Source organism: Streptococcus ferus DSM 20646 (assembly GCF_000372425.1).
GTDB lineage: Bacteria > Bacillota > Bacilli > Lactobacillales > Streptococcaceae > Streptococcus > Streptococcus ferus.
The window spans coordinates 99,247-125,208 of sequence record NZ_AQVD01000001.1; the positions used below are offsets into that span (position 1 = coordinate 99,247).

At 41.6% G+C, this 25,962-nt stretch carries 23 protein-coding genes and 1 riboswitch; of the genes, 17 read left to right on the forward strand and 6 right to left on the reverse strand.

Going from position 1 to position 25,962, the window contains the following annotated elements:
• Window positions 1–9: 9 nt before the first annotated feature.
• Entirely contained in the window at window positions 10–1,632 is a 1,623-nt protein-coding gene (locus A3GY_RS0100520; protein ID WP_018029434.1) for a malolactic enzyme, read from the reverse strand.
• 138 nt (window positions 1,633–1,770) lie between these two features.
• On the opposite strand from A3GY_RS0100520, the gene A3GY_RS0100525 reads away from it, so the two are divergent.
• Complete coding sequence (locus A3GY_RS0100525; protein WP_018029435.1) at window positions 1,771–2,667, forward strand: LysR family transcriptional regulator; 897 nt, start codon at window positions 1,771–1,773, stop codon at window positions 2,665–2,667.
• A 23-nt stretch (window positions 2,668–2,690) separates the two neighbouring features.
• Here A3GY_RS0100525 and A3GY_RS0100530 read toward each other — a convergent pair whose 3' ends face one another.
• Window positions 2,691–3,704: a GIY-YIG nuclease family protein gene (locus tag A3GY_RS0100530; protein WP_018029436.1), complete on the reverse strand. Its 1,014-nt coding sequence runs from the start codon at window positions 3,702–3,704 to the stop codon at window positions 2,691–2,693.
• A 137-nt stretch (window positions 3,705–3,841) separates the two neighbouring features.
• On the opposite strand from A3GY_RS0100530, the gene A3GY_RS0100535 reads away from it, so the two are divergent.
• The 12 genes from A3GY_RS0100535 to A3GY_RS0100590 all read left to right on the forward strand — a co-directional run bounded on the left by A3GY_RS0100535 (window position 3,842) and on the right by A3GY_RS0100590 (window position 15,535).
• Window positions 3,842–4,582: a lysophospholipid acyltransferase family protein gene (locus A3GY_RS0100535; protein WP_018029437.1), complete on the forward strand. Its 741-nt coding sequence runs from the start codon at window positions 3,842–3,844 to the stop codon at window positions 4,580–4,582.
• A gap of 89 nt (window positions 4,583–4,671) precedes the next feature.
• Window positions 4,672–5,334 carry a helix-hairpin-helix domain-containing protein gene (locus A3GY_RS0100540; RefSeq protein ID WP_018029438.1) on the forward strand — a complete coding sequence of 221 codons (663 nt, stop codon included), beginning with the start codon at window positions 4,672–4,674 and terminating at the stop codon, window positions 5,332–5,334.
• The gene (locus A3GY_RS0100545; protein ID WP_018029439.1) at window positions 5,327–7,558 is read left to right on the forward strand and encodes a DNA internalization-related competence protein ComEC/Rec2; all 2,232 of its coding nucleotides are present in this window, start codon (window positions 5,327–5,329) and stop codon (window positions 7,556–7,558) included. Before A3GY_RS0100540 ends, A3GY_RS0100545 begins: the two co-directional genes overlap by 8 nt.
• A 141-nt stretch (window positions 7,559–7,699) precedes the next feature.
• A complete protein-coding gene (locus A3GY_RS09535; RefSeq protein WP_018029440.1) occupies window positions 7,700–8,449 on the forward strand; it encodes a DUF805 domain-containing protein in 750 nt (249 codons plus the stop codon).
• Between the two features lie 60 nt (window positions 8,450–8,509).
• On the forward strand, window positions 8,510–9,109 hold the full coding sequence (locus A3GY_RS0100555) for a DUF805 domain-containing protein (protein WP_018029441.1): 600 nt from the start codon (window positions 8,510–8,512) through the stop codon (window positions 9,107–9,109).
• Between the two features lie 105 nt (window positions 9,110–9,214).
• The gene (gene holA, locus A3GY_RS0100560; protein ID WP_018029442.1) at window positions 9,215–10,252 is read left to right on the forward strand and encodes a DNA polymerase III subunit delta; all 1,038 of its coding nucleotides are present in this window, start codon (window positions 9,215–9,217) and stop codon (window positions 10,250–10,252) included.
• Between the two features lie 71 nt (window positions 10,253–10,323).
• The gene (sodA, locus tag A3GY_RS0100565) at window positions 10,324–10,929 is read left to right on the forward strand and encodes a superoxide dismutase SodA (protein WP_018029443.1); all 606 of its coding nucleotides are present in this window, start codon (window positions 10,324–10,326) and stop codon (window positions 10,927–10,929) included.
• Between the two features lie 273 nt (window positions 10,930–11,202).
• Window positions 11,203–12,129 (forward strand): serine hydrolase, encoded by a 927-nt coding sequence (locus A3GY_RS0100570; protein WP_408641235.1) that lies wholly within the window; start codon window positions 11,203–11,205, stop codon window positions 12,127–12,129.
• Window positions 12,130–12,266: 137 nt separating this feature from the next.
• A riboswitch (THF riboswitch) is annotated at window positions 12,267–12,357 on the forward strand.
• Between the two features lie 44 nt (window positions 12,358–12,401).
• A complete protein-coding gene (locus A3GY_RS0100575; protein ID WP_018029445.1) occupies window positions 12,402–12,947 on the forward strand; it encodes a folate family ECF transporter S component in 546 nt (181 codons plus the stop codon).
• Between the two features lie 77 nt (window positions 12,948–13,024).
• The gene (locus tag A3GY_RS0100580; RefSeq protein ID WP_018029446.1) at window positions 13,025–13,486 is read left to right on the forward strand and encodes a MarR family winged helix-turn-helix transcriptional regulator; all 462 of its coding nucleotides are present in this window, start codon (window positions 13,025–13,027) and stop codon (window positions 13,484–13,486) included.
• A gap of 39 nt (window positions 13,487–13,525) precedes the next feature.
• The gene (locus A3GY_RS0100585; RefSeq protein WP_018029447.1) at window positions 13,526–14,773 is read left to right on the forward strand and encodes an acyl-CoA thioester hydrolase/BAAT C-terminal domain-containing protein; all 1,248 of its coding nucleotides are present in this window, start codon (window positions 13,526–13,528) and stop codon (window positions 14,771–14,773) included.
• Between the two features lie 507 nt (window positions 14,774–15,280).
• Window positions 15,281–15,535: an integrase core domain-containing protein gene (locus A3GY_RS0100590; protein ID WP_081601025.1), complete on the forward strand. Its 255-nt coding sequence runs from the start codon at window positions 15,281–15,283 to the stop codon at window positions 15,533–15,535.
• A 102-nt stretch (window positions 15,536–15,637) separates the two neighbouring features.
• Here A3GY_RS0100590 and queA read toward each other — a convergent pair whose 3' ends face one another.
• Entirely contained in the window at window positions 15,638–16,666 is a 1,029-nt protein-coding gene (queA, locus tag A3GY_RS0100595) for a tRNA preQ1(34) S-adenosylmethionine ribosyltransferase-isomerase QueA (protein ID WP_018029448.1), read from the reverse strand.
• 119 nt (window positions 16,667–16,785) lie between these two features.
• Here queA and nagB point away from each other — a divergent pair, with 119 nt between their 5' ends.
• Both nagB and A3GY_RS0100605 read left to right on the forward strand, forming a co-directional pair.
• Window positions 16,786–17,487 carry a glucosamine-6-phosphate deaminase gene (gene nagB / locus A3GY_RS0100600; RefSeq protein ID WP_018029449.1) on the forward strand — a complete coding sequence of 234 codons (702 nt, stop codon included), beginning with the start codon at window positions 16,786–16,788 and terminating at the stop codon, window positions 17,485–17,487.
• 102 nt (window positions 17,488–17,589) lie between these two features.
• A complete protein-coding gene (locus tag A3GY_RS0100605; protein ID WP_026161852.1) occupies window positions 17,590–18,327 on the forward strand; it encodes a glycerophosphodiester phosphodiesterase in 738 nt (245 codons plus the stop codon).
• A 109-nt stretch (window positions 18,328–18,436) separates the two neighbouring features.
• On the opposite strand, the gene nrdF is transcribed toward A3GY_RS0100605, so the two are convergent.
• The 3 genes from nrdF to nrdH form a co-directional block, all read right to left on the reverse strand.
• Window positions 18,437–19,396 (reverse strand): class 1b ribonucleoside-diphosphate reductase subunit beta, encoded by a 960-nt coding sequence (nrdF, locus tag A3GY_RS0100610; protein ID WP_018029451.1) that lies wholly within the window; start codon window positions 19,394–19,396, stop codon window positions 18,437–18,439.
• A 52-nt stretch (window positions 19,397–19,448) separates the two neighbouring features.
• A complete protein-coding gene (gene nrdE / locus A3GY_RS09540; RefSeq protein WP_018029452.1) occupies window positions 19,449–21,608 on the reverse strand; it encodes a class 1b ribonucleoside-diphosphate reductase subunit alpha in 2,160 nt (719 codons plus the stop codon).
• Between the two features lie 84 nt (window positions 21,609–21,692).
• Window positions 21,693–21,917, reverse strand: coding sequence for a glutaredoxin-like protein NrdH (gene nrdH / locus A3GY_RS0100625; RefSeq protein WP_018029453.1), 225 nt, complete (start codon window positions 21,915–21,917; stop codon window positions 21,693–21,695).
• A 259-nt stretch (window positions 21,918–22,176) separates the two neighbouring features.
• On the opposite strand from nrdH, the gene acnA reads away from it, so the two are divergent.
• Entirely contained in the window at window positions 22,177–24,846 is a 2,670-nt protein-coding gene (acnA, locus tag A3GY_RS0100630) for an aconitate hydratase AcnA (protein ID WP_018029454.1), read from the forward strand.
• Complete coding sequence (locus A3GY_RS0100635; RefSeq protein WP_018029455.1) at window positions 24,843–25,961, forward strand: citrate synthase; 1,119 nt, start codon at window positions 24,843–24,845, stop codon at window positions 25,959–25,961. Before acnA ends, A3GY_RS0100635 begins: the two co-directional genes overlap by 4 nt.
• Window position 25,962: the final 1 nt, after the last annotated feature.

The window sequence follows — 25,962 nt, forward strand, 5'->3', positions numbered from 1 at the left end:
TCCTACTTCCTAGTATTTTGGAGACCACTTGAGTTCACGAACGGCTTTAACCATATCAGTTTCTTGACTTTGTGCTAAGCCCTGCTCCTGGGCTTTTTGAGCAACTGCTTCTGCTACTTTAGTTGAAACTTCTGCCACATAAGCAAATGGCGGCAAGACTGGTGCACCTGGTTGACCAGCATCCACAATACCACTTAATGAATGCGCAGCGGCACCAATCATTTCATCTGTCAATAGCTTTGCCTCTGAAGCCAGCATTCCCAACCCCAGACCTGGGTAGATGAGAGCATTATTGGCTTGACCGATAACGTAGTCCACACCTTTATAGGATACGGTGTCAGCTGGGATACCGGTTGCCACAAAGGCCTTGCCATCAGACCAAGTAATTAAGTCTTCAGCGCTTGCCTCGGCTAATTTTGTCGGATTTGACAAGGGGAAAATACATGGACGTTCCGTGTTTTGACACATCGCTTCGACCACCTCTTTGGTAAAGGTGTTAGGTTGGGTAGAAGTGCCGACCAAGATAGTTGGTTTCACGGTTTTTATCACTTCCAAGAGGTCTGTCAGTTGATCGGCATTGGCAAAATCTGAGCGTCTCTTGGCAAATGGACGTTGTTCTGGTGTTAAATCATCCATGTCATCAAAGAGCAGACCTTGTTTATCTACCATGAAGAAACGTTTGTAAGCTTCTTCTTCGGAGAGTCCTTCTGTAACCATTTCACTAAGAACACGCGATGCAATTCCTGCACCAGCCGTCCCTCCGCCGTAGCAGAGATAGACTTGATCGGTCAGTTTTTCACCAGTGATGGCTAGTGAGCCATAAATACCTCCTAAGGTAACAATCCCTGTTCCTTGAATATCATCGTTAAAGGTTGGAATTTTTTTGCGGTATTTTTCCAAGATATTGGCCGCATTGAGACGACCGAAGTCTTCCCAATGCAGATACAGTTTAGGAAACAGACGTTCGGCTGTTTGTACAAATTGATCAATGAAATCGTAATAGCGGTCGCCACGGACACGTTCATGACGGTTTCCCAGATAGTTAGGATTGTCCAGTAGTTCCTTACGATTAGTTCCAGCATCAATGACCAAAGGTAAAACCGTCGCAGGGTCAATTCCAGCCGCGCCTGTATAGACCATTAGTTTACCGACGGAGATATCCACGCCATTGGTTCCCCAATCACCGATACCTAAAATCCCTTCGGCATCTGTCACGACGATAAGTCGAATGTCGCGGTCGCGGGCTGCATTTTTAAGAGTCATTTCGATATTTTCAGGGTGGTTAATATCCAGATAGCCTGCATATTGTGGATCAACGAAGAGGTCACTATAGCCTTCAATGGTTTCAGCAATGGTTGGGTCATAAACGATTGGGTTAAACTCTTCTAAATGTTGTGAGAAGAGATAGTAGAAAAGTGTCCGATTGGTGTTGAAAATCTCCATCAAGAACAGACGTTTTTCCAAGTTATTAGCTTTCGTTTGCATTTGCGCATAAGTCTGCGCTGCCTGCTCTTCAATGGTTTGAATGTAAGGCGGCAAGAGACCAATCAGGCCTAGTTCCTGACGTTCTTCCATTGTAAAAGCAGTTCCCTTATTTAAAAAAGGATTATTTAAAATAGCATGTGCACGCATAAAACGAACCTCCTGTGGTAAACTATATTTATAGGAGTATTTTATAGAATATATCATATTATAGTCAAATAGCTTAGAGCTTATAAATAATATTTATAAGACTATTTGTTTATCTCAGAATGAGCAAAGGAGGGGAAGATGAATCTTAGAGATTTGGAGTATTTTTACCAATTATCTCAGTTGCAGTCATTTACGGCTGTTGCCAAATGTTTTAATGTAAGCCAGCCAACCATTTCCTACGCTGTTAAGCGTTTGGAGGCGCTGTTTCATTGTGAGTTGGTATTTAAGGATCCTGCAAAGCGTGTCGTATCATTGACACCTCAGGGCAACATCTTAGCCAATCATAGCAAGGAAATATTGGAGGAAATAGGGCGACTTAATAAAGCGTTAAAGCAATCTTGGGTGACAAAAGCGCAGATTGGTTTTCCGCCTATTATTGCAAGTTATGTTCTATCGCAGATGCTAGTCAAGCAAATGTCTGTTTCTTTTTTATCGGAATTACAGACGATTCATGGCGGATCTAACGAATTACTTAGTAAATTGCTTGATGGGGATATGGAGTTGAGTTTATTGGGAAGCTTGAAGCCCCTTTCTCACCCTAAACTAGAGACCGTTACACTCTGGCAGAAAGATTTTTTCTTGGTACTATCAGAACATCACCCTCTGGCTGGATCTAAAACGTTGTCATTTGCTGATGTGTTGTCAGAAAAATTTATTTTGCTTGATGAACGTCATATTCACTTGAATGCTTTTAATTTTTTAAACAGCCAACATCATCAGTTGGCACAAATTTTAGTACAATTAGATGATGTTTATATGGTAGGGCAAATGATTAAGGAAAATCTTGGGATTGGTCTTTTGACTGAGATTAGCTTCCCGCAGAAACTAGAGGGAGTGGTGAAAATCCCTCTTCAGGAAAGGGATATACAGTTCTATATTTCCTATGCTTATCTAAAAACAAGACATTTATCAACATCATCAAAAAAGTTGCTTACGATTTTAGAGGAGATTGAAGAAACTACAAAACGCGCTTAGAAAAATATCTAAGCGCGTTTGGCTTATTCCTTTGAAGATTGCTTTTGGTGACTTTTGATATAATCTAGCTTTTGCTGCCGTGTCTTTCGTTTGAACTTGGCTTCAGCACTCATGGCTGCATTTTTATGATTGAAGGTCTCAAAATAGATCAATTCAACTGGAAGTCTGGTTTTGGTGTATTTGGCGCCTTTACCAGCATTGTGGGTTGCCAGCCTTTTTTCTAAATGGGTTGTATAGCCGGTATAAAGGCTGTCATCAGCACACCTGAGAACATACATATAGGCGTGGTGCTCTTTGCCAAAATAAATATCATGAATCTCATCTGTGTAATCGCCATTGTCTTTGTGGACAATCAGAGGCGGCAGGAAAGTCAGTCCATCGGGAGACCCGTCCTTAATAGCTTCAATCAGGAGCATATTGGCCTCTTTATCAGCCTTGGGATAAACAAACTGGATGCGTTTGGGCACTAATTTATAGCGTTTCATCGTTTCCATGATTTCTAAAAAGCGGTCTGGCCGATGAACCAAAGCTAGACGGCCTTTCGTTTTTAGAGCCTGCTGGCTGACTTGACAAATTTCTTCTAGGTTTGTTGTGATTTCGTGACGGGCGAGCAGATAGTGGGGGCTGAGATTTTTCTTGGATGTTTCTGTCGCTTTAAAATAAGGCGGATTGCAGAGAATAAGATCAACCTTGGAGCGCGGGACATGCGCCATTAGGTGTTTTAAATCATCATTAATCATAGTGACCTGCTGGGTCAGATGATTGAGTTCAATGGAGCGCTGTCCCATATCAGCCAGCCGTTTTTGCAACTCAACAGCGACAATGTCAGCCTTGGTTTGCGTAGAGGCAAATAGTCCGACAGCCCCGTTGCCGCTGCAAAGATCAACAATCAATCCTCGGCTGGGAAACTTTGGAAACCGTGACAGCAGGACGCTGTCGATGGAATAAGAAAAAACATCCCTGTTTTGGATAATCTTGACATCTGTTGAAAAGAGCTGGTCAATCCGCTCTTTGTCTTTTAAAATAGCCTTAGTCATGCTCTTATTATAGCAAAAAAAGACGAGATTTTCCGAACCAAATCTATCAGAGCTGGTTTTCCTCCGGCAATTTAAACTATAAAAATCTGCTTTTTTTTAGTATAATGGTAGAGATTAAGACAAAAGGAGATTATGACGTGTTTTATGCATACCTAAGAGGATTAGTTGTCTTTTTACTATGGATTATCAATGGCAATGTTCATTATCATCATCGTGAGCGTATCATTGATAAGGATGATAATTATATTTTAGTGGCTCCGCATAGGACCTGGTGGGATCCTGTTTACATGGCTTTTGCGGCTCGTCCCAAGCAGTTTATCTTTATGGCGAAAAAAGAGCTCTTTAATAATCGCATCTTTGGCTGGTGGATCAAGATGTGTGGAGCTTTTCCAATTGACCGGGATAATCCTGGTCAAGAAGCCATCAAATACCCTGTTAACATGCTGAAAAAAAGCCAGCGTTCTTTGATTATGTTTCCAAGTGGCAGTCGTCATTCAACGGACGTCAAGGGTGGCGTTGCTATTATTGCTAAAATGGCAAAGGTGAAGATTATGCCCTCTGTGTATGTTGGCCCGCGTTCTTTCAAGGGGCTGATCAGCCGTGAGCGGATAGACATGAACTTCGGAAATCCTATTGATGTTTCTGACATTAAGCGCATGAATGACCAAGGTATCGAAGAGGTTTCAAGCCGTATCCAAAAGGAATTTCAACGTTTGGATGAGGAAGTAGCTCCGTTTCATACAGATCAAAAACCAAGTGTTCTCTGGTTCTTTATTCGTATTCCCTTAGCCGTGGTGGCTCTCGTGCTTGTTATCCTGACATTGATTTTTTCATACATTGCGAGTTTTGTTTGGGATCCGGACAAACACCGTAAGTAGACTTTATCTCCCATGACTGGGAGATTTTTTATGTTTCCGAGCGACTTTCTTTTGCTTGTCTTTGCGAATAAGGAAGTAAGGAGGATCAGATGTTAGAAGATTTCATTGAAAAAGTTAAGGAAAATAAGGTGACAGCACTTTTATCGCTCATTATAGCAGGTCTTTTGGTGAGCTTTCATCTCCTTTCTCAAACGCCCCAGCCAAATAAAAATCAGCTGCCAGCAATTGTTAGTTCTGGGAAGAAACATTCGGTTTCGTCTGTCTCGCAGAAAGAGACAGACAAGAGTCCCTCTTCATCCGGCAAGATTACAGTGGACATTAAGGGAGCTGTGAAAAAGGAAGGGGTCTATACCCTGTCGTCGCAAAGTCGTCTTAACGATGCGGTCGAAGTAGCGGGCGGTTTTACAGCTGAAGCTGATCGTAAGTCTGTAAATCTAGCTCAAAAATTATCAGATGAGGCCGTTATCTATGTGGCTTTCAAAGGTGAAGACATCAGTGTTGTCGGAAAGCCTGATAACAGTCAGAACGCAAACAACAGCATAGATACGGAGCAGTCAGACAAAATCAACCTAAATACCGCCACCTTAGCCGATTTGCAGACCATTTCCGGTATCGGCGAGAAAAGGGCCCAAGATATTATTGACTATCGGGACAGCAATGGTGGTTTCTCATCTTTAGAGGATTTAAAAAATATTTCAGGTATTGGGGATAAAACCTTTGAAAAATTAAAGGACATGGTGACGATTGAGTAAGTTTTTTCCTATCCAACCGATTTATTTAGCACTCTTAGTCGTTGAACTTTATTTCTTAGTCGTTGACTTTTCAGTAGTAACCTTAGTCGCAACCCTTATTTCTTGCGTGTTACTGCTACGGCAGTATTCTAAACCTTGTCTGCTTAAGACTATTCTGATTTTGTGTTTATTTGCGTCTTACTTTTTGTTTGTGAATTGGAAAAGTGGTAGAGATTATCAGGCGGCGCCAGAGCATCTTCCAGCTATCCATGTCATTCCAGATAGTATTTCCGTCAATGGTGATCGCTTAAGCTTTCGTGGTCGATATGCGCAGCAATCTTATCAGGCTTTCTATCGTTTGAAGTCAGAGACGGAGAAGCGCTATTTTCAAAATCTCTGGCAAAATACTGTGATAAGGGGAAAAATCAAGCTGACAGAGGCTGAGGAGCAGCGCAATTTCAAGGGCTTTGACTACCGGGCTTATCTTAAAACACAGAAGATTTACCGCTTGGCCCAAATCGAGTCTATTGATGCTGTAGAAGAAGCAAAAGCATTAAGCCTCTTTGATCACCTGCGCAGTCTAAGGCGGCGGGCGATTGTGCATATACAAAGTAAGTTTCCTGCTCCAATGGCACACTACATGACCGGGCTCTTATTCGGTTACTTGGATAGCAGTTTTGATGAGATGGGAGAGCTTTATTCCAGTTTAGGGATTATTCATCTTTTTGCCCTGTCTGGGATGCAGGTGGGCTTTTTCTTGGGAAAGTTCCGTTACCTGCTCCTAAGATTAGGAATCAAACAGGAGACTGTTAATGGGCTGCAAATCCCGTTCTCAGTCCTCTATGCTGTTTTAACAGGTGGTTCTGTCTCTGTTATACGGAGTCTTTTACAGAGTTATCTGGCTCTTTTTAATATTAGAAAACTGGATAATTTAGCCCTTTCTTTAATGGTCATGTTTTTCCTTGTCCCCCATTTTCTGGCAACGGCGGGCGGTGTTCTTAGTTTTGCTTATGCCTTTATTTTAGGCTTAATTGACTTTGAAGACCTGAGTGGCAAGAGACAGCTGTTGGCTCAGACATTGGCTGTCTATATTGGAATCCTTCCTTTTTTGATGTGGTATTTTAGCTCTTTTCAGCCGGTTTCCATTCTGCTGACAGCTTGTTTATCCTTTCTGTTTGATGTGATTCTTTTGCCGCTGCTGAGCTTTCTTTTTCTCCTCTCTCCCTTGATTGGTCTCAGTCTATTGAATCCTTTTTTCCAGCTTTTAGAAGATTTTATTAGTTTTTTGGGGCATTTTTTTAGCCGCTCATTGATTTTGGGCAGCCCTTCAGTAGGTCTTTTGCTGATGCTCGTCATTGGCTTAGGCTTGCTTTATGATTTTTATAAATTAAAAAAAGCGAGGATAATCCTTTCCATTGCCCTGTGTCTTCTCTTTTTTCTCGTTAAAAATCCCGCTTATAATGAAGTAACTATGGTCGATGTAGGCCAGGGGGACAGTATTTTCCTGAGGGACATGAAAGGAAAAACGCTTTTGATTGATGTTGGCGGAAAGCCTGGGTTTGCCAGTTCACAAACTTGGCAGAGGGCAGCAGAGACACCCAATGCTGAAAGAACGCTGCTTCCTTACTTAAAAAGTCAGGGAATTGGTAAGATTGATCAGTTGGTGCTCACCCACACCGATACGGATCATATAGGAGATTTGGAGGCTGTCGCTAAAGAGCTGGATATTGGTGAAATTTTGGTTAGTCAAGGGAGTCTGACGGTACCAGAGTTTAGAAAACGTTTAAAGAAGCTGGCCGCACCTGTTAGGGTGCTTCAGGCAGGGGATAAATTGCCTATAATGGGGAGCCAGCTGCAGGTTCTTTATCCCAGTCAAGTAGGAGATGGCGGTAATAATGACTCCCTCGTCTTATATGGCTCCTTGCTAGGCCTTCGTTTTTTATTTACAGGAGATTTGGAGAAGGAAGGGGAGGAGACCCTGATGGCAGCTTATCCGAAACTTCCGGTTGATGTTTTAAAAGCAGGCCATCACGGCAGCAAGGGCTCCTCAAGTCCAGCTTTTCTGGATTTTATCTCACCCAAGCTAGCCTTAATATCAGCAGGCAAGAATAATCGCTACCGGCATCCTCATCAGGAAACTCTGCAGCGTTTTGAAAGGATGCAGACCCTGATTTATAGGACAGATCAAATGGGAGCTGTTCGCTTCAAGGGAATCAAGCAATGGCAGATAGAGGTTGTCAAGTAGCTCTTTTATGAGATAGCAGGCTTATCTCTCAGTCAAAAATTCCAGATCCTCTCCTTCTTAACATCGGGAATCATCTTGATTTATGGCCTTAATCGTGGTATCCTAAGTATATTAAAATTTAATTTAGGAGACTTTCTATCTATGATTGATGCTTATAAGAAATATTGGAAACAATATGCCGATTTTTCCGGTCGTTCGACACGCTCTGATTACTGGTGGGTTGTGCTGTGTAATTTCCTCATCACATTGCCAATTGGTTTCTTGCTGGGAATTTCATTAATCTCAGGACTTATTCGTTTGGGTCTAAAGACTGAAGAATATGGTTACGCTTATACACCAACGCCAGATGATATTTTTGCTATCTTCTCACCTTTTACCATCCTTCTATTATTATTGCTCTTTATCTTTTATTTGGCTGTTTTGGTACCAAATTTAGCTATCTCTGTCCGCCGTCTGCGTGATGGTGGTTTCCACTGGGCCTTTATTTTCCTTTTGGCACCAAGTATTCTTACTTTTGTCCCACTGATGTGGATTTTTGTGTTCCCATGCCAAATTGCTTTCCTTGTGTTGATGTGTATGCCAACCAAGGTTCAAAACCCTGCTTTTAATGGACAAGGGCCAGTTAATGGTTATTACCAACAGCCCCAAGCTCCTCAGCCAGGTCAGTTTAATCAACAGGCGCCGGTTCAGCCACAGGCACCCCAAACGGGTCAATTTAACAATCAAGCGCCGGTTCAGCCACAGGCTCCTGTACAAGAACAGCCAAATCAATTCCAGCAAACTCCGCAGGCACCCGTTCAGGAGCAGCCAGCTACGGAGTCAGCCGTTACATTTGAAGATATTGACCATTCTCAAGAAACTGCCACAGATAACTCTGCTGCAGACCAATAAAAAAAGTCGTGAAAGCGACTTTTTCTGCTTAATTGATAGCGACTTAAAAGGAGATTTACCATGATTGATGCTTATAAAAAGTACTGGAAACAATATTCCGATTTTTCTGGCCGCTCGACACGGTCTGACTTTTGGTGGGCCTTTTTATGCAATGCTCTAATCAGCTTGCCTTTTGTTTTGATTTTCTATGTTACCTTTATCCTGACTCTATTTCGGATTTTTGGGGAGATGGCTTATTATGGGAATGATTACGAACCGACGGCTGACCATATTGTCTCTCTCTTTGCCCCTGGGCTTACGGTGATGGGCTTTGTCTATCTTTTCTTAATTATCTTTTCCTTGGCGACTTTGGTGCCTAATTTGGCGATTGCAATCCGTCGCTTACGCGATGCCGGCTTTCATTGGGGATTTATTTTCCTAAATTTGGTCCCCTTCGGAGCTATAGCTCTTCTTGTGATGTATTGCTTACCCACAAAGCTTCCAGACTATTATTATCAGCCCAATGCCTCATTTACGAATCAGAATCCATATAACCAAGATCAACCTGCCGGAACAGGATTCAACCAGTCTAATCCTTATCAGAACCCTAATCAAACTAATCCTCAATCAACTGGTTTTGCTGAGGGACAGGATCAGACCAATCAACCACCACAAAATTAGTTTAATCACATCAGAAGAAAAAACGAAGCCCTTAGGCTTCGTTTTTGTATGAGGGAAATGCGGTATCGCTTAACATCCCTAGGAAAATTGTGATAAAATAAAACTATGATTGCAATTGATGAAGCAAAGAAGCTTACTCCTAAAAATTTAGCTCCTGTCAGTCTTGTAACGGGTGATGATTTGGGTCAGTACAGTCTGCTTAAAGAAGCGATTCTCCAAAGTCTGCATTTTGATCCGAGTGATTTGGCCTATTCCTATTTTGACCTGTCTGAACATTCCTTTCAGGAGGCCGAAAGGGATCTGGAGAGTCTACCTTTTTTTGCTGAAGAAAAAATCGTTATCTTTGATCAGTTTTTAGACATTACCAGTGATAAGAAACACTTTTTAGAGGATAAGGAACTCAGACGTTTGGAAGCTTATCTTGAGAATCCTGTTGAGAGCACCAAGCTTATTCTTTTTGCTCCGGGGAAATTAGATGGCAAACGGCGTCTGGTTAAACTGCTCAGGCGTGACGCTCATATTTTTGAAGCTGCTGCTTTGAAAGAAAGGGATCTGCGCACCCATTTTCAAAAGTATGCCCATGACTTGGGCCTGAGTTTTGAGAAAGGTGTTTTTGACAATCTTCTGATTAAGTCTAATTTAGATTTTGCCAGTATGCAAAAAAACTTGTCCTTCCTCTCTGCCTATAAAAAAAATGGTCTGGTCAGTCAGAAGGATTTGGAAGAAGCTGTTCCCAAGACCTTGCAAGATAACGTCTTTGACCTAACGCAACTTGTGCTGACAGGTCAAATGCTCCAAGCTCAAGATTTAATAAAGGATTTGCGTTTACAGGGAGAAGATGAGGTCAAACTGCTCGCTATCATGATTGGACAGTTTCGCACCTTCCTGCAGGTTCAGATCTTGTCCAGCCAGCATAAGTCAGAGCAGGAGATTATCGGTAGTCTATCTGACTATCTTGGACGAAAAGTCAACCCTTATCAAATCAAATTTGCCATTCGAGATTCTCGAACCCTGTCAATAGCTTTCTTGAAATTTTGCCTGATACAGTTGATTGACACCGATTATCAGATAAAAACCGGGCGCTATGAGAAAGACTACCTTTTTGATCTGGCTATCTTGAAAATAGCCACTTATAAAAAATAAACGGATTACTTGTCAGCCATCTTATTTTGCGTTATGATGAAGGTAATCAAAAATGAAATGAGGATTTGACGATGGCAATTATTTTACCAGATCTACCATATGCATACGATGCTCTAGAGCCTCAAATTGATGCGGAGACAATGACTCTCCACCATGATAAACACCATGCAACTTATGTGGCTAACGCAAATGCAGCCCTTGAAAAACACCCAGAAATCGGTGACGATTTAGAAAAATTGTTGGCCGATGTTGAGTCTATTCCAGAAGATATCCGCCAGGCTTTGATTAATAATGGCGGAGGCCATCTGAATCATGCGCTTTTCTGGGAGTTGCTGTCACCAGAAAAAACAACCATTTCAGCTGAACTGAAGGCTGATATTGAAGCTAGTTTTGGTTCTTTTGACCAGTTTAAAGAGGCCTTTACAACGGCTGCTACAACACGCTTTGGTTCAGGCTGGGCTTGGCTCGTTGTCAATCAAGAAGGACAGTTAGAGGTGGTTTCAACAGCTAATCAAGACACACCAATTTCACAAGGTTTGAAACCCATCTTGGCTCTAGATGTTTGGGAACACGCTTACTACCTTAACTACCGTAACGTGCGTCCCAACTATATTAAGGCTTTCTTTGAGATTATTAATTGGGACAAAGTTAACGAACTTTATCAAGCCGCTAAATAAGCCTATTCCGCCCTCTGTTAAGAGGGCTTTTTTGCTGCTGATCTCAGCTATTGAAATCTTTTTGTAAAAAATGTTATTTTATTGACATAATACCTTGTTATTATAGACCTACTCCTTTATAATAAGAAGTAGGAGAAAAAAGTGAAGAAGAATCAAATTATTATTTTTTTAGTGAGTTTATTAGCTCTCTGTTTATTAACCTTGGGGTATCTGTGGCAGTCTGGCCAGATAAGTTTGGGGCAGTCTGTCTCGCAGTCAAAGACGAGTCAGCATCTGTCCAGTAAGGCTAGTCAGCCCGCAACAAGTCAGACCAGTCAAGTTTCTGTGACGAAGTCGGCAGAGGCCAAGCAAGCTGTCATGGTCTCTGATGCGCAGACCATGGATGCTATTGGGCTGCATTATGATTATGCCAACCTATCTCTTCCTCAAGTGGTGCAGGCTTATCTTGATGAAGCCGGGATTCCTCATGAAAATGTCGCCTTTTCTTATAAGAATACGGCTAGTGGTGAGGTGATTTCGATGAATGAAACGCAGCCCATGACGGCTGGCTCCACCTATAAACTCCCCTTGAATATGCTGGCTGTTGACGCTGTGGAAAAGGGACAGTTATCTATGGATCAGGCTTATGATATTACGCAGATTGATTATGAGTATATTGGTGAATACCAAGCTTACCGTAATCAGTTTGGTAATGACATGACGATTTCCGAGATGCAGGAGTATTCTTTGGTCTATTCTGAAAATACACCGGCCTATGCCATGGCCAATGCTTTGGGCGGTTTTGACAAGGTTTATACCCTGTTTAAACGCTACGGACAGTCCAAGGGAGAGATTAAAACCATTGACCAAAACGGCAATAAAACAACAACAGACTACTATATTCAGGTTTTAGATCATTTATGGAAAAATCAGGAAAAATATGCGGATATCCTGGATTTCTTAGGAGTGTCTTTTCCAGGTCTCTACTATGAAACTTATTTGCCAGATCTCGATATTCGCCAAAAGCCGGGCTATGTTCGAGAGGCGCTCAATGTGGATGCGATTGTTTATGAACAGACCCCTTACCTCATCGCTCTTTATACAGCGGGATTGGGTGGTAAAACACCTGAAAACGATGAGATTAATGGTCTTGGCTATACAGAACTGACTCAGATTGCCTATGTCATCAACGAATGGCACCGCGTCAATCAAAATCCATAAGCTAAGAAGAAGTCCAACTCAAACAAGGAGTGGGCTTTTTTCTTAACCTTTATTGCATCGCTCATCTGTGAGAACTTTCAATAGCCCTCTAGTTGTTTTTCCTGAAATATGATACACTAGACAGGCAAAGCAATTTGCACAGAGTAGATGATTTGCGTTAAGTGTGTGTGGATGGGATGTTGCCACACAACGAAGCTCAAAGCGCGGTAAATCATTGCATCCGCTGTCGAAAATTCTTTTTGGCAGCTCCGATTTTATCTAAAGGAGCCCTTATGAAAAACAAAACACCCCAATTAACCCTACGCTTGATGACAGCTATTGCCGTTCTTTTGGCAATTAACTTTATCTTAGGTAAGTTCAGCTTTGGTACCAAGCTGCTTCAAGTGAGCCCCACCTTCATTGCCAATACGGTGATTGGAAGCATTGCAGGACCAATTCTATCCTTTATTGTTTTTGGTTTCTGGGATCTTATTTCTTTCTTCTTATCTGGGAAAGGTGACTTTATTATTTGGTTTACCTTGATTGAGGCCCTTCAAGGTTTTATCTACGGCTATTTTTTCTACCGCAAGGAGATTCACTGGCAAAATAAGAAGGATTGGGCCTATGTGACTTTAGCCACAGGTGTGAATATGGCATTGTCTACTTTTTTCTTAGTACCGCTGGCCCTTCATTGGTACTATGGTATTCCCTTAGCTGTTCTTTACGGGACTCGGGCCATTAAACTATTAGAAATTCCCATTCACATTCTGATGACCATGCTGATTTTACCGCAGCTTCAAAAAATACCGGAGCTGCGTAAAATGATGGGCATCAAATGAAAGTTTTGATGAAAGTCAAAACTTTTTCTTTTAAATAAATCAAAAAAATGTTAAGATACTTAACAAAAGGAGTTGTTATGAACCGAGAAACTTTAAATCAATTCAACAAAAGATTCCAAGGCTTTGTTGAACAGTATGATAGTTTATCTAAAAGGCAGCATATCAGTAATACCACAAGTATCAGTGTAACTGAAATTCATACTCTAGTAACAATAGCAAAGATGCAACCAATCAACTTAATTAGGCTTGCTGAAAAACGTTCCGTTTCTAGAAGCGCTATTACGCAAGTCGTTAAAAACTTAGAGCGTAAAGATTTACTCATAAAGGAAAAGGTACCGGAGAATTCCAAATCTATTTATTTAAAATTAACCGCTTCAGGTCTAGAGGTTGTCCGTGAACATCAAAAACAAGATGATTATTTAAATAAAGAAGTGTTAGCCATATTAACACGGTATTCCCCAAGTTTATTGGAAGATATGATAGGATTGATGGATGATATTGAAAAAGTATGGAAAAATTTACCTTGGTTAAGAAGGTGACATTATTTTTTGTTAAGTAATTTAAATAAAAGGAGGATTATGGATAACCAAATTAGTATTCTTGTAAATAGTGATAGTGATAGTGCAGATATGCCTTTTTATATAAAACTTACTAAGCTCCCGAAAACTTGTGAAATTCTTGTTCGGATGACGCTTCATTATTACTACTGCATAAATGCACCTATGACACTATCATTAAAATCTCCTTGGGTATGCGAAGCTATGTATGTTTCGGATTCTAACGGAAATATTAACTTAGAAACGTCAATAGGTTTATCAAAATATGGTGAAATTAAATCAAGTATGGACTTATATTTTAATTGTCATCCAGAAAAATTGATAAAGTCACAACTGTCTAACGATTTTTCTGAAATACCTTTATCTAAAGATGTTTTAGTCAAAATAGAAGTTTTTCAGAACAAAGAATTGATTGGAAATAGGTTATTTAAACGATACTATCAACTTCCGAATGTCATCTCTAAAGAAATTCGTTTAGAACACGCTTTTGCTAGACTATTTTACATATCGAGTAACAGGAAACTACCTGCAATTATTGTTCTGAGTGGAAGTGAAGGGAGAATAGAAAAAGCACAAAATATTGCTCAAGTCCTTGCCAATCATGGTTTTGCAACAATAGCGGTTGCTTATTTTGCTTTAGAGGGGCTCCCCCAATACTTACAAAAGATTCCTTTGGAGGTTGTAAAAGAGACTATTGATGCTTTAAAGAAGAATCCCCATATTGATTCTGATAGAATTGGAATCTATGGCCGTTCGAAAGGAGCAGAAATGGCACTATTAGCAGGAACTTACTTTAAAGAAATAAAATGCTTAGTATTGAATTCCCCCTCATCACAAGTTTTGGAAGGATTGAATCGATGGCGTAATTCTAAAACCTCAACATGGACCTTACAGACTAAGGAAATTCCTTATAGACCATTCAAGTTTAGAGATTTAATCTTTCAGAAAATAGGATGGAGGAGGGAACGGCAAGCTTATTTAGAGTATGATATAGCGGCAGAATATTTAAGTGGGCCAATTTTACAAATTGCTTCAAAAAGAGATGAGGTCTGGGATGCTGAATTATCATCTCAAAATATTGAAAAGCGATTGAAGAAATACCGTTTTCCTTTTTACCATGAAAAGTTAATTTATAATAGTTGTGGCCATATGATGACAATTGCTTATCAACCGAATCATCGTTACTCTAAAAGATCATGGAAAGAGATCATGAATGAGAGTAATGATTCATGGAAGAGGACGGTCGGTTTTTATAAGGAAAGATTATAATAAAAAACCTTTGTACTATCCCCAAAAAAGTTAGACACAAAATCTAACGAATGGGTTTGATTTATCAAGAAAAGTATTTGACAAGGCGTTCAAACATCTGCTGTAAAACTCGTTCTTGAGGAAGAGCAGCCTGTAAAAAATGGTTAGATCAAATTCAGGAATTCATTCCAGTAGTTTGATCGCTAGGTTCAAGAATACAAAAAATATGGGGGAAGTAGGCTTCTAGGACATGGGAGTGTATTTAGTTATGCCCAATTTGAGATGAAAAAATTCGAAAAAAGAGAACAAACATTACAAGGAGAGTTAGCTCTTCTAAAAAGTTCCGGATTTTCTTGAAGCTAAACCAGCAATAAAATTTCAGTTTGCTAACCGCAGGCATTCTGCGCTAATACGACCAAATTTAATGAATCAATATTTTCAAAGAAATGCTAAAGATGCCTTCAAATAAGCTTACCACAGAGAAAGACCCGAAGAAGGACTAATCGTCTACCGATTAGAGGTTTTAATATGTTGGAGTACGATTTCAAGAACTACCAGGCAGAAAAATGTCAGTCTAGTACGATCAGAAAAGGTAATCCATACGATAATACGCTCATGGATTCTTTTTACAAAACATTAAAAAGGGAGCTTGTCAATGATGCTAATTTTGCAACCATTGGGCAAGCTCAACTTGAAATCTTTAAATATCTTGAAGCCTATTACAATCCTAAATATCTCCATTCTGCTTTAGGCTATCAATCACTAGTAGAGTTTGAAAAATAATCACTAATATCTTATTTTTGTGCCCACTTTATTAATACCAAGTCCAATCCTTACCATAATTGTTTCTCCAATTTTGGGATCATCAGTACATTGTCAGGTTTTTTATTTGATAAACATGGCATCGCCAAAGCTGAAAAAGCGGTACTTTTCTTGGACGGCATGTTTATAGGCTTCCAAGACAAATTCTCGACCTGCAAAGGCAGCCACCAGCATGACAAGTGTCGATTTTGGTAAATGGAAGTTCGTCGAAAAGGCATCTACAATTTTAAACTGGTAGCCCGGCTTGATAAAAATATTAGTCCAGCCTGAATCGGCTTCTAGTTTGCCGTTGAATTTATGACCAATGGTTTCAAGTGTTCGGATAGAAGTGGTTCCAACTGCAACAATTCGTCCTCCGGACCGCTTGACGGCATTTAAGGTTTGTGCCGCTTCCTCTGAGAGGCTATAAAATTCAGAGTGCATCTCATGCTCGTCAACATTGTCAACAGAAACCGGTCGGAAGGTTCCTAAACCGACATGAAGGGTCAGGTAAACCAGTTTAACGCCTTTAGCCTGTATTCTGTCAAGCAAATCTGTCGTGAAATGAAGGCCGGCAGTCGGAGCAGCGGCAGAGCCGTTTTCTTTAGCATAAACGGTTTGGTAACGTTCCTTATCTTCTAGTTTTTCATGAATATAAGGCGGTAACGGCATCTCGCCCAGGCTTTCTAAAACCTCTAGGAAAATACCGTCATAGGAAAAGTCTACAATTCGTCCACCATGGTCCAATTCTTCAAGGACGGTTGCCTTTAGACGGCCGTCACCGAAAAGAATCTGACTGCCGACTTTTAGCCGTTTAGCTGGCTTAGCCAGAACCTCCCATTGATCGGCCTGAGTATTTTTTAGAAGGAGAAGTTCTACATGGCCCAGAGTTTCAGCTTTCTGTCCGTAGAGGCGGGCAGGAAGGACACGGGTATTATTCATGACCAGCGCATCTCCAGCTTCTAGCTCATCGATAATATGATCAAAGTGGCTGTCGCTCATGGTTTGCTTCGCGCGATCGATAATCAGGAGCTTAGAAGCATCACGCTGTTCAAGGGGCGTTTGCGCAATCAGCTCTTCCGGTAAGGCAAAATCAAAATCGTTTGTATTCATAAATCCTCTTTTCTAGCCTAACTATTATACCATTTTTTAGATTTTTTTCTTGACAAAAATTGGTATAGACCATATAATAAAAGTAAATCAGGTATAGACCAATAAAAGGAGATATAAGGATGAAAATGATCACTGTCACATCAAAAGAAGAAGCAGGAAAAATAGCCTTAGAACTTTTGGAAGAAAAGCTGGCTTCTGGCGCTAAAACACTAGGTCTGGCAACAGGCAGCACGCCTCTGCCTTTTTATCAGGCCATCAAAGATTCTTCTATGGATTTTTCTCAAATAACCTCCATCAACCTAGATGAGTATGTGGGATTATCAGCTGACGATCCGCAGTCTTATGCTTATTTTATGCAGAAAGAATTGTTTGCCGCTAAGCCTTTTAAAGCGAGTTTTTTACCCAATGGCTTGGCTGCCGATTTGACGGCAGAGTGTCATCGCTACAATGATTTGCTTCAAAGGTATCCGATTGATTTTCAAATTCTGGGTATTGGCCGTAATGGTCACATCGGCTTTAATGAGCCAGGAACATCTTTTGATAGCCAGACGCATCTTGTTGACCTAGCTCCTTCAACCATTGAAGCCAATAGCCGTTTCTTCGAGGAAGTTTCTCAAGTTCCGAAACAGGCGCTTTCAATGGGCATTGCCTCTATTATGGCTGCAAAACGAATCGTGCTGATGGCTTTTGGTCAGGATAAAGCAGATGCTCTTGCTGCAATGGTCAAAGGACCAATAACGGAAGATTTGCCAGCCAGTATTTTACAGAAGCACGAGGACCTTATTATTATTGCCGATCAGGCAGCTGCAAGTAAACTTTGAGAATATCGGTCAGGATTTATCATTTTCTAAGTCAATCCTCTATTTTTTAGAAAGACTTTAGGCTATAATAATAACAGACTAACAGTAAGAGACAGAGGAATGATGACTCAAATAATTGCCCACCGAGGAAGTAAAAGCAATCGGCCTGAAAATACTCTGGCTTCCTTTGCGGAAGCCATTCGTGTCGGTACTGACGGTATCGAATTAGACGTTCATCGAACGAGAGACGGACACCTAGTCGTCATTCACGACGAAAGTGTGGACCGTACGACTAACGGGAGCGGACTGGTCCGCAAGTTGACCTTGGAACAAATCAGGTCTTTGGATGCTGGTTCTTGGTTTCATCCCCAGTACTTTCGTGAACGTGTGTCAACTTTGGGGGAAGTGATTGATTTTTTGGAAGAAAAAGGCTTCCAAGGCCTGCTCAATATTGAAATCAAAACGGATAAGTATCCCTACCCTAAGATTGAGAAACAGATTGCCAGACTAATGCATCGCAAAAAGGTCTCTTTTAGCTATATGTACTCCAGTTTTAATCTTTTTAGCCTTTATCTTATGCGAAAGCATGACCCAGGAATTGAATTAGCCTATTTGATGAAGGATCAGTCTTTTCATCTCTGGTTGGCAGGAAAGAGTCCTTTTATCGGGGCTGTTCATCCGCATCGTTCCCTTTTCTTGGGCAAGAAAAGAGACCTTTCTCTCTTGAAACCCCTTCGTTTGTGGACTGTCAATAAGACATCAGACATGAAAAAGGCGATTAAAGGCGGTGTTCAGGCCATTATTACCGATAAACCGGAGGAAGCTCTTCTGGTGAAAAGAGAAGTAGAAGAAAACCACTGATGAAGAGAAAGGCATCAGTGGTTTTTATGATTATGTGACTTTTAGTCCTTCTCGCATCCTTTGGTACGAGACAAATAAACCACCCGTTTGACGGGTGGTTATAATTGGCCTAAAGGCCGTAAAGATAGTCATCATCTGTCATGGCTTCAACGGTTCCGAGCAGGTAGCCGTTTCCAACCTGACTGAAGAAATCATGGTTGCTGGTTCCAGTTGAAATACCATTCATCACGATTGGGTTGACATCGTTGGCAGTATCAGGGAAAAGGGGGTCTTGTCCCAGGTTCATCAGAGCCTTGTTGGCATTGTAGCGGAGGAAGGTCATGACCTCATCGGTCCAGCCAACAGAATCATAGAGTGTTTGGGTGTATAATTCTTCGTTTTCATAGAGTTGATAAAGAAGATCATACATCCAGTCACGGAACTGGTCTTGTTCTTTTTCAGAAAGTTCGTTAAAGCCAAGTTGGAATTTATAGCCAATATAGGTTCCGTGAACAGACTCATCGCGGATAATCAGCTTGATAATTTCGGCAACATTGGCCAACTTATTGTTACCAAGATAGTAAAGAGGGGTAAAGAAACCGGAATAAAACAGGAAGGTTTCAAGGAAAGTAGAGGCCACTTTCTTTTGAAGAGCATCTCCATTTTCATAAATATCATTGATAATCTGAGCCTTCTTTTGAAGGTATTCGTTATTGTTTGTCCACTCAAAAATCTCTTCAATCTCAGATTTAGTGTTGAGGGTTGAAAAGATGGAGGAGTAGGACTTGGCGTGAACGGATTCCATGAATTGAATGTTGTTTAACACAGCTTCTTCATGGGGAGTCCGCACATCGCCGCGGATCGCCTCAATACCTGATTCGGACTGCATGGTATCAAGCAGTGTCAGACCGCCAAAGACTTTTCCGACGAGATCTTTTTCTTGATCGGATAGCTTACGCCAGTCGTCCAAGTCATTTGATAGAGGGATACGGGTATCCAGCCAGAATTGTTCGGTCAGCTTTTCCCAAGTTGACTTGTCAATGACATCTTCAATGGCATTCCAGTTTATCGCTTCGTAGTAGGTTGTCATTCGATATCTCCTAAATAGAGTTGTCTGAGAGGATAAAGTTAGCTTTTCCTCGTTAAATGACGCAGGATTCACATTGGTTAGCACCAACTTCGTCGCCGTCATCAGTAAAGGTGCGGATATAGTAGATTGATTTAATTCCCTTATTAAAGGCATAATTACGGAGAATAGAGAGATCACGTGTGGTTTGTTTGTTTTCTGTCTTCCATTCGTAGATACCTTGCGGAATCTCGCTGCGCATAAAGAGTGTTAATGAGAGGCCTTGGTCAACATGTTCAGTTGCCGCGGCATAGACATCAATGACCTTGCGCATATCCATATCATAGGCCGATTTGTAATAGGGGATGGTATCAGTGGAGAGGGCATGAGCAGGGTAGTAAATCTTACCGATTTTTTTCTCTTGGCGTTCTTCAATACGTTGTGTAATAGGGTGAATGCTAGCAGAAACATCATTGATATATGAGATAGAGCCGTTCGGAGCGACTGCCAGACGGTTTTGGTGATAGAGACCGTCTTTCATGACCGCCTGACGGAGGGCTTCCCAATCTTCTGCCTGCGGGATAAAGTGATCCGCAAAGAGTTCTTTAACACGCTCTGACTTTGGCACAAACTGGCCGGTAACATATTTATCAAAGTATGTGCCGTCTGCATATTTTGATTGCCCAAAATCAGCAAAGGTTTCTTGACGTTCACGGGCAATATGGTTTGACTCAACCAGCGTCCAATAATTGAGCAACATGAAATAGATATCTGTAAATTCGATTGACTCCGGACTGCCGTACTCGATATGATTTTTAGCCAGATAAGAATGCAGTCCCATGGCACCAAGTCCAAAAGTATGTGCTTGGGCGTTGCCGTGTTTAATGGTTGGAACCGCTTCAATATTTGAAGAATCGGTTACAAAGGTCAGGGCACGTGTCATGGCAGCAATGGATTTTCCAAAATCAGGAGATGTCATCATATTAACCACGTTGGTTGACCCTAGGTTACATGAAATGTCCATTCCCATTGTCACAAATTCCTGAGCATCATTGATTTCACTCGGTTTTTGAATCTGCAGAATCTCAGAGCAGAGGTTGCTCATGACGATACGGCCATCAACAGGGTTGGCTCGGTTGGCGGTATCAATATTGATGACATAAGGATAGCCTGATTCCTGCTGTAATTTAGAGATTTCCGTTTCTAAATCACGCGCTCGGATTTTGGTTTTTGTAATGTTCGGATTAGCCACCAATTCATCATACTTGTCACTGATATTGATGTAGTTGTAAGGCACCCCGTATTCTTTTTCAATAGTGTAAGGACTGAAAAGGTACATATCCTCATTATTACGTGCCAATTCGTAAAACTTATCAGGAATGGTTACCCCTAGAGAAAGCGTCTTAACCCGTACCTTCTCATCCGCATTTTCTTTCTTAGTGGATAAGAAAGAAAGAATATCGGGATGGAAGACATCCAAGTAAACCACTCCAGCGCCCTGCCGTTGACCGAGCTGGTTAGAGTAAGAGAAGCTGTCTTCAAAGAGTTTCATGACAGGAACAACGCCAGAAGCAGCGCCGGCGAAGCCTTTAATAGGGGCTCCAGCTTCACGGAGATTGCTGAGAGAAATGCCGACACCGCCGCCGATACGAGACAGCTGCAGAGCGGAATTGATAGAACGGCCGATTGCATTCATATCATCTGTTACCTGAATCAGGAAGCAGGAAACGAGTTCACCGCGGCGGCTGCGCCCTGCGTTTAGGAAACTTGGGGTTGCAGGCTGATAGCGCTGGCTAATCATTTCTTGAGCAAGATCACGGGCCAAGTCCTCATTGCCGTCAGCAAAATAAAGGGCATTGAAAAGGACACGCTCTTCGATACCTTCTAGGTAAGCCTCGCCATCATTTGTTTTCAAGGCATATTGCTGGTAGAATTTATAGGCTGCCATGAACGATTGAAAATGAAAATCAGCGGCCTTGAGCTCAGCCATGAGTTCTTCAATAAATTCAGGTCTGTATTTTCCAATAAAGGCCGCTTCAATATAGTCGTGATCAATCAGGAATTGAATTTTATCAGTAATGCTATCGAAAGGTTTTGTATTTGGCAGAACATTTTCCTCGAAGAAGGCTTTGAGTGCCTCCTTGTCTTTATGGAGCGGGATTTGCCCATCAACAGGGCGGTTGATTTCGTTATTGAGGCGAAAATATGAAATATCGCCGAGATTTTTAAGACTCATATAATCAATCCTTTGTCATTTTCTAGTGATTAGCATAGAAGAAACTCTTTCTAATTAAAGAAGGAGTTTTTAGTTTGCTTATATTTAGATGATTGCTTTTAACTTATTTGGCTGGAAGCCTGAAAAAACAGTTTCACCTGCTTCAATGACAGGAGCAGCGGTGAATCCCAACCCTTTCACATAGTCAATTTTATCAGGTTGCTCATCAATGTTAATTTCTTCAAAATCAGCACCGTTTTGCTCCAAGAATTTTTTAGTCATCTTACACTGCATGCAATTATTTTTTGAAAAAACAGTAATCTTAGCCATTTTAATCTCCTCAGTTGATTTTCGTTTTAGTCACCATAATAGGATAGCCGAAAAAAAGGAAAAAAGCAAGTGAATTGAACTTAAAAAACACAAAATATTGTGTTTCATCATTTTTACAACCACAAGATATTGTGAAAATAAGTTTTCACATCTCACTTACATCAAAATGTAAGGTTTTCTGACATGGATTTGCGGTCTATGCTTGATAGAAGATTCAGAAAATTATATAATTAAAAGACTATAAGAAAAGGAGCTTCCTATGACCAACTACACATCTTCTTTTTTATTGGATCGGCAAGAATACACTTATTTTGATCTTGAAAAAGCTGCTCAGCTTCATCATGTCGATATTGACAAACTTCCTTATACCATTCGGATTTTGATTGAAAGTTTATTGCGAAAATCGGATGGTATTGACATTAATGAACAGCACATAGCGGCCTTGCTGGCCTATGCAGCACATAACCCTCAAGGAGAGGTTCCTTTCAAACCCAGCCGTGTTATTTTACAGGATTTCACCGGAGTTCCCGTAGTTGTAGATTTGGCTTCTATGCGTGATGCGATTGTGGCACAGGGTGGCAATCCTGACTTAATCAATCCAGAAATCCCTGTTGACCTTGTTATTGATCATAGTGTACAAGTTGACTTTTTTGGGACTAGCGAGGCTTTGGAGCAGAATATTGAGCTTGAATTTAAGCGAAATAATGAACGCTATGAGTTTTTGAAATGGGCAGAATCTTCCTTTGAAAATTACCGAGCCGTTCCGCCGGCGACTGGAATCATCCATCAAGTGAACATTGAATTTCTGTCGGATGTCATTATTGAAAAAGATGGCCTGCTATATCCAGATTCTATGTTTGGAACAGACAGCCATACAACTATGATTAATGGTATCGGGGTTTTAGGCTGGGGTGTCGGCGGTATTGAAGCAGAAGCTGCCATGCTGGGGGAAGCCTCTTACTTTCCTGTTCCGGAAGTAATCGGGGTTCGCCTGATCGGTCAGCTTCCTAAAGTTGCAACTGCTACTGATCTAGCCCTTAAAGTCACTCAAGTCCTCCGACAAGAAAATGTTGTCGGTAAGTTTGTAGAGTATTTTGGTCCCGGACTGGGAACCTTATCTCTGGCGGATCGAGCAACTGTTGCGAACATGGCACCAGAATATGGAGCCACTTGTGGTTATTTCCCTATTGATGCTGAGACGCTGAAGTATATGGAGCTGACTAATCGTTCCCGCCAGCACATTGCATTGACGGAAGCCTATGCTAAGCAGAATCATCTGTTTTACAACCCCGATAAAGAAGCTACTTATACAAAGGTGGTGGATATAGATTTATCTACAATCAAACCCTCCATTTCTGGACCGAAACGACCTCAGGATTTGATTGAACTGGAAAATGCTAAGAAAGAATTTCAGGATAGTTTAGTCAGAGAGGCGGGTGTCCGCGGTTTTGGTCTTGATCCAAGTGAATATGAAAAAGAGGCAACCGTCAGCTATGGCGATGAGGAGGTGACGATTAAAACAGGGCATGTGGCCATCGCAGCAATCACTTCCTGTACCAATACGTCCAATCCCTACGTCCTGATAGCAGCCGGACTTTTAGCCAAGAATGCCGTTGAACGGGGTCTGCGTGTCGCTAAGACCGTTAAAACTTCTTTAGCACCGGGTTCTAAAGTTGTTACGGCTTATTTGCAAAATAGTGGCCTGCAGACCTATCTGGATCAGCTCGGCTTTAATCTGGTGGGTTATGGCTGTACGACCTGTATTGGTAATTCCGGAGATCTGCCAGCAGAAGTGGCTCAAGCGATTCAGGAGGAGGATCTGCTGGTTAGTGCCGTCCTTTCAGGGAATCGTAATTTTGAAGGCCGTGTTAATCCTTTGGTCAAGGCTAATTTTCTGGCAAGCCCGCCACTGGTAGTAGCCTACGCTTTGGCTGGCAATATGTCTATTGATTTGCTGACAGAGCCGCTTGGTTTTGATGATAAAGGTGAAGCTGTCTATTTGGATGATCTTATGCCGACCAGCGATCAGGTTCAGGCTTATATTGATCGCTATGTGACCAGTGATCTTTTCAAAGACGAGTATGCCCATGTCTTTTCAGAGAGTGCGAAATGGAATCAGATTCCAACGGAGAAATCACAGAATTATCACTGGAATCCTTCGTCGACCTATATTCAAAATCCCCCTTATTTTGATACTTTGTCAAATGAAGATCAACCCAGTGCTTTATTAGATCTGGCGGTTTTAGCTAAATTTGGTGATTCTGTGACAACAGATCACATCTCACCAGCAGGTAATATTGCCAAGAACGGTCCGGCAGCCAAATACTTGGAAGACAATGGAGTGGATTACCAAGAGTTCAATTCTTATGGCAGCCGACGAGGCAATCATCAAGTCATGATGCGGGGCACTTTTGCTAATATTCGGATTAAAAATGATCTAGCCGATGGTAAAATTGGCGGATATACCAAATACAAGGACCAACTCCTGCCAATCTATGAAGCTGCCATGCGTTATAAAGAGGCTAATCAAGGAACCCTTGTTTTAGCTGGAAAAGACTATGGCATGGGGTCCAGCCGCGATTGGGCAGCTAAAGGGGCTAGTTTGCTGGGCGTTAAGGCCGTTCTGGCAGAAAGTTTTGAGAGAATTCATCGATCAAACCTTGTGATGATGGGTGTGCTTCCATTACAGTATTTAGAAGGCGAGAATGCAGAGACTTTGGGCTTGACGGGGTATGAGACCTATTCGATTGATCTGCCGGAAGAGCCAAAAGTGGGAGCTCTTGTTCGCATAATGGCTAAGTCTGACAAAGGGCAGAAAGTGTTTAAGGCACTCTTGAGGTTTGACGCAGACGCAGACATTCGTTATTACCAGAACGGCGGCATCTTGCCAATGGTCGTCAGAAAGAAATTAAAGGGAGGCGGAGTATGACAGATACGAAGGGTTTAAAAGACACCATTGCTTGTGAGACAAGAATCAGTGCTATTGAAGATGATAGATTATCCTATGCAGGCTATGACATTTCAGAATTGATGGATAATAGGGCTCGCTTTGAAGAAGTTATCTATCTCTTGTGGAACCTCCATCTTCCAACTGAAATTGAATTAAACTATTTTGAAAAGGAATTGCGAAAAAATTATGCGATTAGTGATGCTGTAGAGCAATGTATCTTGATTCAGTCGCGAAAGCACCTGCACCCCATGAGTGTGCTGCGCTCAACTGTCAGCCTATTGGGGGTTTACAATGTCAACGCGGAAGAGAGCTCGGTGGAAGCTACCTACGAACAGAGTATTCAGCTGATGGCTAAAATACCCACCATTATCGCCACCTTTATGCGTCTAAGACAAGGACTCAGTCCAGTTGAACCGCGAGAGGATTTAGGCTTTGCAGCTAACTTTTTATATATGCTCAATGGCAAGGAGCCGACAGAATTGGAAGTCTTAGCCATGAACAGGGCCTTGGTTTTACATGCAGATCATGAGCTTAACGCTTCCACATTTGCAGCCAGAGTTTGCGCTTCCACTTTGTCAGATATATACTCTTGCGTTACGGCAGCTATCGGCACCCTAAAGGGCCCTCTTCACGGAGGGGCCAATGAGCGTGTGTTTGATATGCTTCAGGATATTCGAGACCATGGTGATACAGTCACTTATCTTCAGGAAAAACTGGCATCCAATGAAAAAATCATGGGCTTTGGCCACCGTGTTTATCAGACTCAGGATCCGAGAGAGAAGTATTTGCGTGAGATGGCTAGAGAGTTGACCCGAGGGACAGAGGACAACCTTTGGTATGAGCTGTCCAAAGAGGTGGAAACTTATATGAAAGAGACTAAGGGGCTTATTCCTAATGTTGATTTTTATTCCGCGACGGTTTACCACGTTTTGGGAATAGACTCATCTATTTTCACCCTTATCTTTGCCATGAGTCGAGTCTCTGGATGGATTGCTCATGTGCAGGAGCAGCGTAAAAATAATAAATTGATTCGTCCTCGCTCAATGTATATAGGACTGAGAGACTTAACCTATATTCCGATTGAAAGGAGATAAG